General features: G+C 44.3%; 12 protein-coding genes and 1 pseudogene. 4 read left to right on the forward strand and 9 right to left on the reverse strand.

The window, feature by feature from the left end; translation table 11 throughout:
• Positions 1 to 189 precede the first annotated feature (189 nt).
• From R7H07_RS20660 to R7H07_RS20670, 3 genes are all read left to right on the forward strand, one after another.
• A complete protein-coding gene (locus R7H07_RS20660) occupies positions 190 to 1,404 on the forward strand; it encodes a pyridoxal phosphate-dependent aminotransferase (RefSeq protein ID WP_005384283.1) in 1,215 nt (404 codons plus the stop codon).
• A 90-nt stretch (positions 1,405 to 1,494) separates the two neighbouring features.
• A complete protein-coding gene (gene yfbR / locus R7H07_RS20665; protein ID WP_017634778.1) occupies positions 1,495 to 2,079 on the forward strand; it encodes a 5'-deoxynucleotidase in 585 nt (194 codons plus the stop codon).
• 15 nt (positions 2,080 to 2,094) lie between these two features.
• Positions 2,095 to 3,417, forward strand: a complete 1,323-nt coding sequence (locus R7H07_RS20670) for an anti-phage deoxyguanosine triphosphatase (protein ID WP_017634779.1) — start codon at positions 2,095 to 2,097, stop codon at positions 3,415 to 3,417.
• Between the two features lie 6 nt (positions 3,418 to 3,423).
• On the opposite strand, the gene R7H07_RS20675 is transcribed toward R7H07_RS20670, so the two are convergent.
• Positions 3,424 to 4,038, reverse strand: coding sequence for a tRNA-uridine aminocarboxypropyltransferase (locus R7H07_RS20675; RefSeq protein ID WP_025766956.1), 615 nt, complete (start codon positions 4,036 to 4,038; stop codon positions 3,424 to 3,426).
• Between the two features lie 3 nt (positions 4,039 to 4,041).
• On the opposite strand from R7H07_RS20675, the gene rrtA reads away from it, so the two are divergent.
• Positions 4,042 to 4,593 (forward strand): rhombosortase, encoded by a 552-nt coding sequence (rrtA, locus tag R7H07_RS20680; RefSeq protein WP_005382331.1) that lies wholly within the window; start codon positions 4,042 to 4,044, stop codon positions 4,591 to 4,593.
• A 98-nt stretch (positions 4,594 to 4,691) separates the two neighbouring features.
• Here the strand turns inward: rrtA and R7H07_RS20685 are convergent, their stop codons facing one another.
• From R7H07_RS20685 to R7H07_RS20720, 8 genes and pseudogenes are all read right to left on the reverse strand, one after another.
• Positions 4,692 to 4,976 (reverse strand): ComEA family DNA-binding protein, encoded by a 285-nt coding sequence (locus R7H07_RS20685; protein WP_031777211.1) that lies wholly within the window; start codon positions 4,974 to 4,976, stop codon positions 4,692 to 4,694.
• A 255-nt stretch (positions 4,977 to 5,231) separates the two neighbouring features.
• Positions 5,232 to 7,091: a peptidylprolyl isomerase gene (gene ppiD, locus R7H07_RS20690; RefSeq protein ID WP_042524021.1), complete on the reverse strand. Its 1,860-nt coding sequence runs from the start codon at positions 7,089 to 7,091 to the stop codon at positions 5,232 to 5,234.
• A gap of 201 nt (positions 7,092 to 7,292) precedes the next feature.
• Entirely contained in the window at positions 7,293 to 7,565 is a 273-nt protein-coding gene (locus R7H07_RS20695; RefSeq protein WP_005382341.1) for an HU family DNA-binding protein, read from the reverse strand.
• Positions 7,566 to 7,756: 191 nt separating this feature from the next.
• Positions 7,757 to 10,108 carry an endopeptidase La gene (gene lon / locus R7H07_RS20700; protein WP_005382343.1) on the reverse strand — a complete coding sequence of 784 codons (2,352 nt, stop codon included), beginning with the start codon at positions 10,106 to 10,108 and terminating at the stop codon, positions 7,757 to 7,759.
• Positions 10,109 to 10,238: 130 nt separating this feature from the next.
• On the reverse strand, positions 10,239 to 11,519 hold the full coding sequence (gene clpX, locus R7H07_RS20705; protein ID WP_005382345.1) for an ATP-dependent protease ATP-binding subunit ClpX: 1,281 nt from the start codon (positions 11,517 to 11,519) through the stop codon (positions 10,239 to 10,241).
• Between the two features lie 70 nt (positions 11,520 to 11,589).
• Complete coding sequence (gene clpP / locus R7H07_RS20710; protein ID WP_005382347.1) at positions 11,590 to 12,216, reverse strand: ATP-dependent Clp endopeptidase proteolytic subunit ClpP; 627 nt, start codon at positions 12,214 to 12,216, stop codon at positions 11,590 to 11,592.
• Positions 12,217 to 12,321: 105 nt separating this feature from the next.
• Positions 12,322 to 13,629, reverse strand: a complete 1,308-nt coding sequence (gene tig, locus R7H07_RS20715; protein WP_005382251.1) for a trigger factor — start codon at positions 13,627 to 13,629, stop codon at positions 12,322 to 12,324.
• A gap of 274 nt (positions 13,630 to 13,903) precedes the next feature.
• A pseudogene (locus R7H07_RS20720) lies at positions 13,904 to 14,116 on the reverse strand (hypothetical protein).
• Positions 14,117 to 14,142 lie beyond the last annotated feature (26 nt).

The following is a 14,142-nucleotide window of genomic DNA, read 5'->3' on the forward strand; positions in this document are numbered from 1 at the left end:
GGTAACTGACGGCTACTCTAAGTTTAGACCCAAAGCAAATCAAGGTCGTATGCGATCTTTTGCAAAATCCTGTGATAGCAAGCGAGCAAAACTTAACCAGCAGACAGATTATTTACAGATATATATTCTAATAAAAAACAAATTATTGTATTTTAATAAAGAAATTAACGAATTTTTAGGAATTAAACAATGCAAAATATCGGGATGTCGTCAAAACTCGACAATGTCTGCTACGACATTAGGGGTCCTGTACTCAAACATGCTAAGCGCATGGAGGAAGAAGGGCATAAAATCCTAAAGCTAAACATTGGTAACCCTGCCCCATTTGGTTTTGACGCCCCTGATGAGATTTTAGTCGACGTGATTCGTAATCTGCCGACTTCTCAAGGCTATTGTGATTCCAAAGGCATTTACTCTGCTCGTAAAGCTGTGGTCCAACACTATCAGCGTAAAGGTATACGCTCGCTAGATGTCGAAGATGTGTATGTAGGTAACGGCGTGTCTGAGTTGATCGTAATGGCCATGCAAGCGCTATTAAACAATGGCGACGAAATGCTGATCCCAGCACCAGACTATCCGTTATGGACAGCTTCAGTTGCACTATCTGGTGGTAAGCCGGTTCATTATCTATGTGATGAAGAGGCTGACTGGTACCCAGACCTTGAAGACATCAAAAAGAAAATCACACCAAAGACACGTGGCATTGTTCTGATCAACCCGAACAACCCGACAGGTGCGGTATACAGCCGTGACTTCCTACTTGAAGTGATTGAGATAGCACGCCAGCACAAACTGATCATTTTCGCAGATGAGATCTACGACAAAGTGTTGTACGACGGTGCAACACATACCTCAGTCGCCACACTCACTGAAGACGTGCTAGTCATGACATTCAATGGCCTTTCAAAAGCCTACCGTGTTTGTGGTTTCCGTGGTGGCTGGATGTTCCTAACGGGGCCTAAACATCTGGCTCAAGGGTACGTGAATGGCTTGGAGCTGCTTTCATCGATGCGTTTATGTGCAAACGTACCAATGCAACATGCCATTCAAACCGCGTTAGGTGGATACCAGAGTATCAATGAACTGATTTTACCTGGCGGACGCTTATTAGAGCAGCGCAACCGAGCGTATGAATTGATCAATCAGATTCCTGGTGTTTCTTGTGTCAAACCTAAGGGTGCGATGTACCTCTTCCCGAAAATCGACACTAAAATGTACAACATCAAGAACGATCAGCAGATGGTTTTAGATTTCTTAAAACAAGAGAAGGTCTTACTGGTGCAAGGTTCTGGTTTTAACTGGCCAAAACCAGACCACTTCCGCATCGTGACACTACCGCACGTTGAAGATCTAGAAATCGCCATTGGACGTTTTGAAAGATTCCTATCAACCTACAGCCAGTAATGAATCACTGGTAGTAATTAGTGCTGATCTCTCATATGCTTAGAGGAACTCCTAGTGAGTTCCTTTTTTACACCAGAAACGGAGAAAGCCATGAAAGAAAGCCATTTTTTCGCCCACCTGGCTCGAATGAAGCTGATCCAACGCTGGCCTTTAATGCGGTCCGTCTCACCAGAAAACGTTTCAGAGCATAGCTTACAAGTTGCTTTTGTCGCTCATGCCCTTGCCCTAATTAAAAACAAAAAGTTCGGCGGCAACCTTAATCCAGAACGCATCGCTATTCTTGCCATGTACCATGACTCCAGTGAAGTATTAACGGGTGATCTTCCAACTCCAGTGAAGTATTACAACCCTGAAATTGCCAAAGAATATAAGAAGATAGAATCGGCAGCGGAACAAAAATTACTCTCAATGTTACCGGAAGAGTTCCACGATGATTTTGCCCCCTATCTTCTTTCTCACTCTGCACACGAAGAGGACGCAAAAATCGTTAAGCAAGCCGATTCCATCTGTGCCTATTTAAAATGTCTTGAAGAACTGAGCGCCGGCAACCATGAGTTCGCTCTGGCAAAAAAACGCTTAGACGTCACTTTGCAAGAACGCAGAACGCCTGAAATGGATTACTTTCTCAATACCTTTGCCCCAAGTTTCGAATTATCGTTAGATGAAATCAGTTAGCTTACGGAGATAATCGTGTCGTTTGAATTACACCCGCAATGGCAAGAGCGCCATGATGATGAGCATAAAATCCGTCGAGACGACCATCGGAGCCCGTACCAACGAGACCGAGCGCGTATTCTTCACTCGGCTGCATTTCGACGCCTACAAGCAAAAACCCAAGTACACGGCAATAGCTTGGAAGACTTTCACCGCAGTCGGTTAACACACTCCTTAGAAGCGTCGCAACTAGGGACCGGTATCGTCGCCCAGTTAAAGAAAAAACAGCCAGAGTTCCGCGATCTATTACCATCAGACAGCTTAATTGATTCATTATGTTTGGCTCACGACATCGGGCATCCTCCATACGGTCATGGGGGAGAAGTCGCTCTAAACTACGTAATGCGCGAACATGGCGGCTTCGAGGGGAACGCCCAAACCTTTCGTATCGTCACTAAGTTAGAGCCTTATACTGAGCATTTCGGAATGAATTTATCACGCCGCACACTGCTTGGTTTGATTAAGTACCCTGCCCTCATTAGTCAAACACGCTCCGTCAAGTTGCCTCAACCAGCCGAGCATCAACGTAAACTAAAAGCAAAAGATTGGAGCCCAGCTAAAGGCATTTATGATTGTGATAAAGACTTATTTGATTGGGTAATTGCACCGCTTTCTGACAACGACAAGGCATTGCTTAGTCTGATGCGTTCAACGCCAGAATCGGAGTTTGAGCACAGTAAAACGCGTTTTAAATCACTCGATTGCTCAATCATGGAGCTAGCAGATGATATCGCCTACGGTGTTCATGATTTAGAAGATGCAATCGTACTTGGTATGGTGACACGTCAGCAATGGCAAGAAGGCGCAGCAAGTCAATTAGCGGACTGTGGCGACCCGTGGTTTGAAGCTCATATCGATTCCATCGGACAGATGCTATTTAGCGGTAAGCACCATGAGCGGAAAGATGCTATCGGTGGTATGGTTAACGCGCTACTGACCAGCATTTCAATCAAAACGGTGGATGAGCCGTTTAATAACCCGTTACTGTCTTGGAATGCGTGTTTAGAACCACAGATGGCACGTGCACTTGACGTACTCAAGCACTTTGTCAGCACCTTCGTTATCCAAGTCCCGCAGGTCCAGATCGTTGAGTATAAGGGTCAGCAAATTATTATGGATATTTTTGAAGCGTTAACAGCAGACCCAGAGCGATTACTACCCGTTCATACAAGAGATCTGTGGTGTCAGGCGAAGAGCGAGAGCAATAAAATGAGGGTCATCGCCGATTATATTTCTGCAATGACCGATGGTCACGCGCAAAAGCTACACCGCCAACTTTTCTCTTCCATCGTTCTTTAGTAACACTCAACCTTTCAAGTAATTCTTTTCAAAAACGCCCGGAGGCATCTGGGCGATTTGGAATTCGATCATCTTTTCAAACGCACGCATCAGCGGTGTAAAGTCTCGCTCGGGTTCAAGCAAGCGAAGCGAATGATAACCAGCCTCGACTGTCGATAAGCTATTCTCAGAGGGCGCCTTACGAATGGTGTAGTGCCCTTGTAGTTGCTTAGGCAACTGCACGGTTGGGAGTGGATGTAAGTTGCTTGAGAGTTGCCACATTTTGTACGCTTTTTTCCACGTACCATCGAGCAAAATCAAACGTATTTTCTTAGATACACTATGACTCGCTTGAGTGATTTCAGAAATGCATCGTGACTCTTCTGATGGGTAAAGAACAAAATGTTGATATGACTCATCCGCTAATAAGTGATTTAAGGCATCATCACAAGAAAAGTCCTCTCCTATCAAACAAATACAGTTATCTAAACTCAAATTGAGAATCCGTGCCGTACCAAGCGGACGATGTTCTTCACTCGTGTGCTGAAGAATGATAAGTTCTACCTCGCTTGCCAGCGGTACAATCCATTGGCAAATACACGCTTTTTGCGATTTTCCACAACGAGAACAATAACGAGACATAGAGTGAACCTTTATACCTTGCTGAGTATTATCAGCGTGATCTGTTTGATACTTCAATTTGAACCAATGGCAAGCCTAACCGAGTGGCACAGCTACAATATACGCCATGGTGAATGGTGGCGAATCGTAACAGGAAATCTCACACATACCAACTTTGCGCACTTAGGAATGAACCTCGCCGGATTGTGGATCATTACTTTTATTTTTCGCCCAAGCACTCGTAACTTCCTTATCGTTTTTTCAATCTTATGTGCATGTGTTGGTGCGCTGAATTTGTTTACCAACATGTCGGTATACGTGGGTTTATCCGGCGTATTACACGGATTGTTTGGATTTTGGGCGCTCAGAGAAGTCTTTGAAAGCAGAAGAAGCAGTGTGTTGTTAGTTGGAGGACTAATCGCCAAAGTAGCATGGGAGCAGGTCTATGGCCCATCCAGCAGTACTGCTGAGCTTATCGGTGCAAACGTTGCTATTGATGCTCATATGTTTGGCGCACTCGGTGGGTTAGTAATGGCTTTACTGGAAAAAGGCCTTCGCCGTCGTTTATTCGGATAAAAAATCCCGAACCACGAAAGAGGGGCTGGTTCGGGAAAGCAGTAATAGGGAAACAGATATTGTTCTGAATTCAGACTCAATATCTGCAATACATCAAGCTACAGTAAAATGCGGTCTTCGTTTTTCTTAACTGTCGCTTCACCTATGCCTTTTACGCTCTTCAAATCTGCTGCCGTTTTAAAAGGGCCATGTTCCTCGCGGTAGTCCACTATACTCTGCGCTTTCTTCTCACCTATACCTTTCAACATGGTCGCTATTTCTTCAGCAGTGGCCGTGTTGATATTTACAGTAATTTCAATTCCTTCATATTTGTCAGTGGCTGAATCCGCAGCCATGCTAAAAGGTGCAAAAACAAATAAGCACAATGTCAAAATCCATTTCATATTGAACATACAATCTCCAAAATAGTAGGCTAAAAACAGTCGTCGAGAGCGAGTCACTATCAAGTTTGCAATGGAAAGCAATATGGTTATGCATTTAACAAACTGAGATGACCCGGAATTCACAACGGCCGCTATCACTTAAACGCGCACTAATTTAAGTAATGCCTATTGATGATTGAAGTTCATAAAGACAAAAATAAAACGGACCGCTTATGCGGTCCGTTTTATTCAACATACAAATTACACTAATTGTGCTTAGTTGCTCACAACAAAGTACTCAATGTCAGTATTTGCACGCAGTACGGCTAGTACAGATGATAAATCTTGCTGAGAAGATGCACGCTGCATTTGCATCGCAACTTGATCTTCTAACTCACTATCTAGCTCTGCGTTTACAGCATCAAGCTCGATGATAATGATGTTACCTTCAAGATCTTTAGACTGACCGTATACTGGTTTACCATCGACTGGTTTTGCCATCGCGAATACCGTTGTTGCCAACGGAGAACGACGATCTACTGTCTCTTGTTCACCAAAGGCAAGATTGTTTTCAGCAAGCTCGTTCGTCTTACCTTCTTTCAATGCCGCAACGACTTGTGTTCCAAGTTCCATCGCTTCTTGCTCACCTTTAACACGAGATAGCTCTGCAACAACCTGATCTTTCACTTCTTCTAGTGGAAGAACTGTCTCGTCACGCGCATCTTCAACACGAACAACGATAATATGCTCAGGCGCAACTTCGATAGCTTCAGAGTTTAGGCCATCTTCTTTAACTTCAGGGCTTAGGATAGCTTGCATTACCGCAGGACTACGAAGCACTTCAGGTGCATCAACCTGAGAAATAAAGTCCGTTGTCTTCACTTCTTGGTTAACCGCTTGAGAAGCATCATACAATGAGTCTGGGTATTCAAACGCTACGCGCTCAAGCTCATTTTGCAACTCGTAGAATTGATCGATCGCTTGTTGGTCGACCATCTCTTGTTTGATTTCAGCAGCGACTTCTTCAAATGGCTTCGCCACAGAATCTTTTAGCTCTTCAAGCTTGATAATGTGATAGCCAAAGTCCGACTTTACTAGACCCGACGTATCGCCAGGATTCTTCAGTGCGAATGCCGCTTCTTCAAAAGCAGGGTCCATCACATCACGCTCAATCCAACCTAGGTCACCACCGTTTTCAGCGCTGCCAAAATCGTCAGATTTCTCTTGAGCAAGCGTCGCAAAATCTGCACCCGCGTTTAGCTCATCTAGGATAGCTTGCGCTTTTGCTTCATCGTCCCCTTCTACAAGAATGTGAGCGACACGTCGTTGCTCTTCTGAAGAGTATTTGTTTAAGTGCTCGTCGTAGTACTTTTTCACCTCAGCATCAGAAACATTAACTTGTTCCTTTAGCGCTTCAGCTGACAGTTCGATGTAAGAGACTTTAACCTGCTCTGGGCGTGTAAAGTTGTCTGGGTTTGCTTTGTAGTACTCTTGAATTTCTTCGTCGGTCAATTCAATATTTTTCGCAAACTCCGCTAAGTCGATCTGAATCGTGCGAATATCACGAGTTTGAGTGAACAGCTTGCCTTCTGCTTGTACTTCACCCGGCAGAATAAATTCACTGTTTTGTAGCGCATTCAGCAGTTGCTCACGAACCAATTCACGACGCATGTACTCAGCAAAAGAGTCTGGCGAAAAGCCTGCACGACGCAAAGAAGCTTGATAGATCTCTTGATCAAACTGACCATTAGATTGGAACTGAGGCATGTCTAGAATCATGCTACGCACTTGAGTGTCGCTGATTCGCAGACCCAAAGCTTCAGCTTGTTGGTCAAGCAACACGTCATTGATCATTCGATCTAAAACGGATTTGCGGAAAGATTCAACATATGCAGGGTCAGCCAGCATTTGAGAGAAGTAGTCACCCAACTGAGCTTGCATACGGTTACGCTCATTTTGGTATGCCATCTCGAACTCACCACGAGGAATCTCAGTGTTACCGACTTTCGCTGCAGAGTTGTTGCTACCACCAACGATGTAGCTACCTACACCTGCAAATACGAAAGACAGGATGATAAGTCCAAGGATAATTTTGACCGCGATGCTATTCACGCCTTCGCGTAGTCGATCCATCATAATTTAACTGCTCTCCACAATTGAAGCCTACTGCTTCTATCTAATAGAAATAATGGCGCAATAATATCAGAAAAAGAAATGCGCATCAGTATGATGCGCATAATTTAAGAAAGTTCGGCTCGAAGTTTGTAAATTTTTGTTCGAAACTTATTGTTTGAGCAAAAGTTAAGCAAATGGCCGGTTACAGAAATAACGCCGTGATTAGTTACAAGCGTCTTTCAGTGCTTTACCAGCTTTGAAAGCTGGTACTTTTGCTTCTGCGATTTGGATTTCTTCACCAGTTTTTGGGTTACGACCAGTACGTGCAGCACGAGTACGAACGCTGAATGTACCAAAGCCAACTAGAGCGACTTGATCACCAGATTGAAGAGTTCCGCTTACTGCTTCGATGAATGCATCTAGAGCACGACCCGCTGACGCTTTAGAAATATCTGCATTTTCTGCGATTTGTTCTACTAACTGAGTTTTATTCACTGTAATTTCCCCTTTGTGTCATCTGTGATTATTTTTGTGATGACTTTCGTTCCATTGTTAAGAAAATATGCTCCACCCCTTATTCATCAAGGGCTGGAAGCTATCGAAACTAACTTAGCGCCCAAAAAAAACGCTGACAAGCCTTTTTGGGCTTATCAGCGTAAACTTTTACTTATTTTTGCTACACATCACTATTTTTGAGACTCAAACTCAACGCCCGTCGGGTCTCGCTCTAGTGCGACTTTCAGTACTTCATCAATCCACTGTACAGGGATAACTTCCAGATCCGCGATAACATTATCAGGAATCTCTTCCAAATCACGCTCGTTATCTTTTGGAATTAGCACTGTCTTAATGCCACCACGGTGTGCCGCAAGTAACTTCTCTTTTAGGCCGCCGATAGGTAGAACCTCACCACGCAGTGTGATTTCACCCGTCATCGCTACTTCTGCTTTCACAGGGTTGCCTGTTAGAGAAGAAACCAATGCTGTACACATTGCTGTACCCGCACTTGGGCCATCTTTTGGTGTCGCGCCTTCCGGGACGTGTACGTGAATATCTTTCTTCTCGTAGAAGTCAGTATTAATACCTAGCTTTTCTGCACGAGAGCGAACCACTGTCATTGCTGCTTGGATAGACTCTTGCATCACGTCACCAAGAGAACCCGTTTGTGTCAGCTTACCTTTACCTGGCATTGATTGAGTTTCAATCGTTAATAGATCGCCACCCACTTCGGTCCAAGCTAGGCCAGTTACTTGACCAATTCGGTTACTTTCATCCGCTTTACCGTAATCGAAACGTTGAACACCTAAGTACTCTTTTAGGTTGTCCATCGTTACCGTTACTGACTTGATGTCCTTATCCAGCAAGATGTTCTTCACCGCTTTACGGCAGATCTTAGAAATCTCACGCTCTAAGTTACGGACACCCGCTTCACGCGTGTAGTAACGAATGATGCCAATAATCGCAGAATCTTCAATGACGATCTCATCCGCTTTCAAGCCATTACGCTTCACTTGTTTATCAACAAGGTGACGTTTTGCAATGTTCAGCTTCTCGTCTTCGGTGTAACCAGATAAACGAATAACTTCCATACGGTCTAACAATGGACCCGGGATGTTCATCGAGTTCGATGTCGCAACAAACATAACGTCAGAGAGATCGTAATCCACTTCTAGGTAGTGATCGTTGAACGAGTTATTCTGTTCAGGGTCCAGTACTTCTAGTAGAGCCGATGCCGGATCACCACGCATATCTGAAGACATTTTGTCGATTTCGTCCAATAAGAACAGCGGGTTCTTCACACCAACCTTCGACATCTTCTGGATCAATTTGCCTGGTAATGAGCCGATATAAGTACGACGATGACCACGAATTTCCGCTTCATCACGCACACCACCCAACGCCATACGAACATACTTACGGCCTGTAGCTGAAGCAATTGAACGACCAAGAGACGTTTTACCTACACCAGGAGGACCAACAAGACAAAGGATAGGACCTTTTAGCTTGTTGATACGGTTTTGAACCGCCAGGTATTCAAGGATACGTTCTTTGACGCGTTCTAGACCGTAGTGATCTTCATTAAGAACCTCTTCTGCTTTCGCTAAGTTTTTCTTAACTTTTGAGCGCTTAGCCCAAGGAACGCTGACCATCCAATCGATGTAGCTACGAACCACTGTTGCTTCAGCAGACATTGGAGACATCATCTTAAGCTTTTGCAGCTCTTGCTCTGTCTTTTCACGTGCCTCTTGAGGCATTTTTGATTCGTCAATCTTCTTCTGTAGCGTTTCGAACTCGTCTGGTGCGTCTTCCATCTCACCAAGTTCTTTCTGAATCGCTTTCATTTGCTCATTCAGATAGTACTCACGCTGAGATTTTTCCATTTGCTTTTTAACGCGACCACGAATTCGTTTTTCAACTTGCAGCAAGTCGATCTCTGATTCCATCTGGCCCATCAGGAATTCCAGACGCTCAGTGACGTCAACAATTTCAAGCACTTGCTGCTTATCCACCAACTTTAACGGCATATGAGCCGCAATGGTATCCGCTAAGCGTGCGGCTTCGTCGATACCATTAAGTGACGTTAGCACTTCTGGTGGAATCTTCTTGTTTAGCTTAATGAACCCTTCAAACTGATTAATCGCGCTGCGAACAATCACTTCTTGCTCACGCTCATCCAATTCTGGCGTAACAACAAATTCAGCTTCTGCTAGGAAGAAGTCACTCTCTTTAAAGTGATTGATTTTTGCTCGCTGCTGCCCTTCGACCAATACTTTTACTGTGCCATCCGGAAGCTTCAAGAGCTGGAGAATGGTGGCTACCGTACCTACGTCAAATAGGTCGTCAACCGTAGGCTCGTCAGTATCCGCTTGCTTTTGTGCCACAAGAAGAACTTGTTTGTTGGTTTCCATCGCCGTTTCTAGACAGCTAATCGATTTCTCACGACCAACAAACAATGGAATAACCATGTGTGGGTAGACCACTACGTCACGTAGAGGTAGTACCGGGATCTCGATACGCTCGGAACGTTCCAAGTTCATATAATTCTCTCTTCCGCTTTCACGTTTAACGTATTACTTAAGGCAGTATATGGGGGCTAATTGTTTGGATTCAATAAGAGAAATAAAAAAAGGAGGTAATTACTTACCTCCTTTTTCATTATGGCTGAATTTACTCTGCTCCAGCTGCCTGATTGTCTGCGTTACTGTAAATAAGCAGTGGCTCTGACTCGCCATTAATGACGGACTCATCAATCACGACTTTACTAACGTCTGTTGCAGATGGTAATTCGTACATGGTTTCAAGTAGCACGCCTTCAAGAATCGAGCGTAAGCCACGAGCACCTGTTTTACGCTCCATTGCTTTTTTCGCGATAGCGCGCAGCGCATCTTCACGGAATTCAAGTTCGGCGTTTTCTAGCTCAAACAATGCTGCATATTGCTTGGTCAGTGCGTTCTTCGGTTCACATAGGATCTGAATCAACGCTTCTTCATCAAGCTCAGTCAGTGTTGTTGTTACAGGCAGACGACCAATGAATTCTGGAATGAGGCCGTACTTCACTAAGTCTTCAGGTTCAACTTGAGTAAATAGCTCACCTACTGTCTTCGATTCATTCTTCGAACGAACTTCAGCACCAAAGCCAATACCTGTACCTGTTGCAACACGCTGCTCAATCACTTTGTCTAAGCCAGCAAAAGCACCACCACAGATGAACAGGATCTTAGATGTGTCCACTTGTAGGAATTCTTGCTGAGGATGCTTACGACCACCTTGAGGTGGAACCGATGCAACCGTACCTTCGATAAGTTTTAGTAGCGCCTGCTGAACACCTTCACCAGATACGTCACGCGTAATAGATGGGTTTTCAGCTTTGCGTGAAATCTTATCAATTTCATCAATGTAAACGATGCCGCGTTCCGCTTTAGCTACATCGTAATCACATTTTTGCAGAAGCTTTTGGATGATGTTTTCAACGTCTTCACCTACGTAACCGGCTTCGGTTAGTGTCGTCGCGTCTGCCATTGTAAATGGCACATCCAAGAATCGAGCTAATGTCTCCGCAAGTAGTGTTTTACCGCTACCTGTAGGACCAATTAGAAGGATGTTACTCTTACCAAGCTCCACACCTTCGCTCGTTGTATCACCATTGCGTAAACGCTTGTAGTGGTTATATACCGCAACTGCGAGCACTTTTTTCGCGTAATCTTGCCCGATCACATAGTCATCAAGGTGTTCACGGATCTGTTTTGGCGTTGGTAACGCTTCAGATTCTTTCTTAGGGAGAACATCCTTGATTTCTTCGCGAATAATATCGTTACATAAGTCGACACACTCGTCGCAAATGTACACTGACGGACCTGCGATTAGCTTGCGAACTTCGTGCTGACTTTTGCCGCAGAAAGAACAGTACAGCAATTTACCGCTGCCACTTTCTTTGCTTTTATCTGTCATTCGCTAACCTCTTAGCCTTTACTCTTCATGAATGAGTGTATATCAATTTTTGCCAAAATGCGCTGGCTAATTACTCGCCACGGTGGCTTAACACTGCATCCACGATACCGTATTCCACAGCCTGCTCTGATGACATGAAGTTATCACGATCAGTATCGCGCTCAATGACTTCAAGAGGTTGGCCTGTATGTTCTGCTAACAACTTGTTTAGCTTCTGTTTAATCGTCAGGATTTCCTGAGCATGGATTTGGATATCAGAAGCTTGACCCTGGAAACCACCCAATGGTTGGTGGATCATTACACGAGAGTTAGGCAGTACGTAACGCTTACCTGGCGCACCACCTGCAAGCAGGAAGGCACCCATTGAACATGCTTGACCCATACACACAGTGCTGACATTTGGCTTAATGAACTGCATGGTATCGTAAATAGACATACCAGCTGTTACGCTGCCGCCTGGCGAGTTGATGTATAGGAAAATATCTTTATCTGGATTTTCAGATTCTAGGAAAAGTAGCTGAGCCACGACAAGGTTTGCCATGTGGTCTTCCACTTGACCCGTTAAAAAAATCACGCGCTCTTTCAGCAGACGTGAGTAGATGTCGTAAGAGCGTTCGCCTCGGGAAGTTTGTTCAACCACCATTGGTACTAGCGCGTCCATAATTGGCGACATTGCATTTTTTTCTTGGTAGCTCATATTCTTATGTCCCTAAAATAAATGGCCCGGATGATGACTATCATACGGACCATTGTTAGCAGAATAGTTAACGTTAAGTCAACCTTCTACGCAAGATATTGCTTATTAAGCAGCAGGTTGTTGTTGGTTAAGTAGCTCGTTGAAGCCTACTTCTTTCTCAGAAACCTGTGCTTTAGCGATGATCGCGTCGATTGCTTGCTCTTCTAGAGCTACGTTGCGCATGTTGTTCATCATTTCTTCGTTTTGCTCGTAGTAAGCAATAACTTCTGATGGATCTTCGTATGCAGTAGCCATTTCTTCGATTAGAGCTTTAACTTTCTCGTCGTCCGCTTTTAGCTCTTCAGATTTGATTACTTCACCTAGTAGAAGACCAACAACTACGCGACGTTTAGCTTGTTCTTCGAACAGTTCACGTGGAAGCTGAGCAGCAGCTTCTGGGTTACCACCGAAGCGTTGTGCAGCTTGTTGACGTAGAACTTGGATTTCTTGCTCGATAAGCGCTGATGGTACGTTGATGTCGTTTTGCTCAACTAGACCGTCAATCGCTTGCTCTTTGATGCGGTTCTTAACAGCTTGCTTAAGTTCGCGTTCCATGTTCTTACGAACTTCAGCTTTAAGTGCTTCAACACCACCTTCAACAACACCGAACTTAGCAACGAACTCGTCGTTTAGTTCTGGAAGTTCACGAGCTTCAACTTTGTTCACTTTGATTGCGAACTTAGCTGCTTTACCTTTTAGGTTTTCAGCGTGGTAATCTTCTGGGAAAGTCACGTCGATGTCGAATTCCATACCAGCAGTTTTACCTGCGATACCGTCTTCGAAACCAGGGATCATGCGACCAGCACCCATTTCTAGAGGGAAGTTCTCAGCTTTACCGCCTTCGAACTCTTCACCGTCGATAGAACCAACGAAGTCGATGCTTACGCGTTTGCCATCTTCTGCTGCTTCTTCAACTTCAACCCAAGTTGCTTGTTGCTTACGTAGAGTATCGATCATCTCTTCTACGTCTGCATCTTTAACTTCTGTTAGTGGTTTTTCAACAGTGATGCTCTCTAGGCCTTTAAGCTCAACTTCTGGGTAAACTTCAAAAGTTGCAGTGAAAACTAGGTCTGAACCTTCTTTGTTCTCTACAGGAGCGAAAGTTGGAGCGCCAGCTGGGTTGATTTTCTCTTTAACGATAGCTTCGATGAAGTGGCGTTGCATTACTTCACCAAGAACGTCTTGACGTACTGCTTTGCCGTACATCTTAGCAACCATTTTTAGAGGCACTTTACCCTTACGGAAACCATCGAAACGACGGTTTTTAGCGATGTTGCGTAGTTCAGCTGTTACAGCGTCTTCGATGTTTGCAGCTGGAACAGTAATGTTTAGACGGCGCTCTAGGCCCTCTAGCGTTTCAACAGTAACTTGCATTATATATAAACCTCTAAAGTGGCTCGGTTTTCCGAGCGTATGAGCGAAACTCAGAGGAGCTTACGCTTCATCCTTGTGTAGTGTTCTGTCCGAACACCTAATTTAAAATCGAGTATCGATACTGGTTGTCAGTACCGGACTAATCAGTGATATCTTCGATAAAATAACCAAAGGTATCTCCTATTAGCCTCAGGACAGAATTTTTAGACGCGACATTCTAGCGATCTGTCGCAACCCTGTCGAGCCAATAGCCACTATGTGGACATTGTCTGCGCTAAATTCTCGAATGCTGACCCATTTTTTCTTCAAAAATGCGATTCAGACACCGTCTAAGCATCGCCAGCATATCTAGAATGGGGACAATAGCGACTTTTTCAAGAGAATCGACCGGTTTTTTTATCGAAAAGCCTAAAAAGAGATCTTGCTCTTGTTTTACTCCACAGAGTTGAAAACTAAATCCCTAATCCTTCCTACAAACTATTAACATTTTCTTACGTGACCAAAGGAAGTTGT

Origin of the sequence: Vibrio sp. Vb1127 (genome assembly GCF_033338735.1) — a bacterium.
Lineage (GTDB): Bacteria > Pseudomonadota > Gammaproteobacteria > Enterobacterales > Vibrionaceae > Vibrio > Vibrio alginolyticus.

What these genes read in the sequence shown, in the direction of transcription:
- R7H07_RS20660 (WP_005384283.1), top strand. Translation starts at nt 190, where the DNA reads ATGCAAAATATCGGGATGTCGTCAAAACTCGACAATGTCTGCTACGAC.
- yfbR (WP_017634778.1), top strand. Translation starts at nt 1,495, where the DNA reads ATGAAAGAAAGCCATTTTTTCGCCCACCTGGCTCGAATGAAGCTGATC.
- R7H07_RS20675 (WP_025766956.1), bottom strand. Translation starts at nt 4,038, where the DNA reads ATGTCTCGTTATTGTTCTCGTTGTGGAAAATCGCAAAAAGCGTGTATT.
- R7H07_RS20685 (WP_031777211.1), bottom strand. Translation starts at nt 4,976, where the DNA reads ATGAAATGGATTTTGACATTGTGCTTATTTGTTTTTGCACCTTTTAGC.
- ppiD (WP_042524021.1), bottom strand. Translation starts at nt 7,091, where the DNA reads ATGATGGATCGACTACGCGAAGGCGTGAATAGCATCGCGGTCAAAATT.
- lon (WP_005382343.1), bottom strand. Translation starts at nt 10,108, where the DNA reads ATGAACTTGGAACGTTCCGAGCGTATCGAGATCCCGGTACTACCTCTA.
- clpX (WP_005382345.1), bottom strand. Translation starts at nt 11,519, where the DNA reads ATGACAGATAAAAGCAAAGAAAGTGGCAGCGGTAAATTGCTGTACTGT.
- clpP (WP_005382347.1), bottom strand. Translation starts at nt 12,216, where the DNA reads ATGAGCTACCAAGAAAAAAATGCAATGTCGCCAATTATGGACGCGCTA.
- tig (WP_005382251.1), bottom strand. Translation starts at nt 13,629, where the DNA reads ATGCAAGTTACTGTTGAAACGCTAGAGGGCCTAGAGCGCCGTCTAAAC.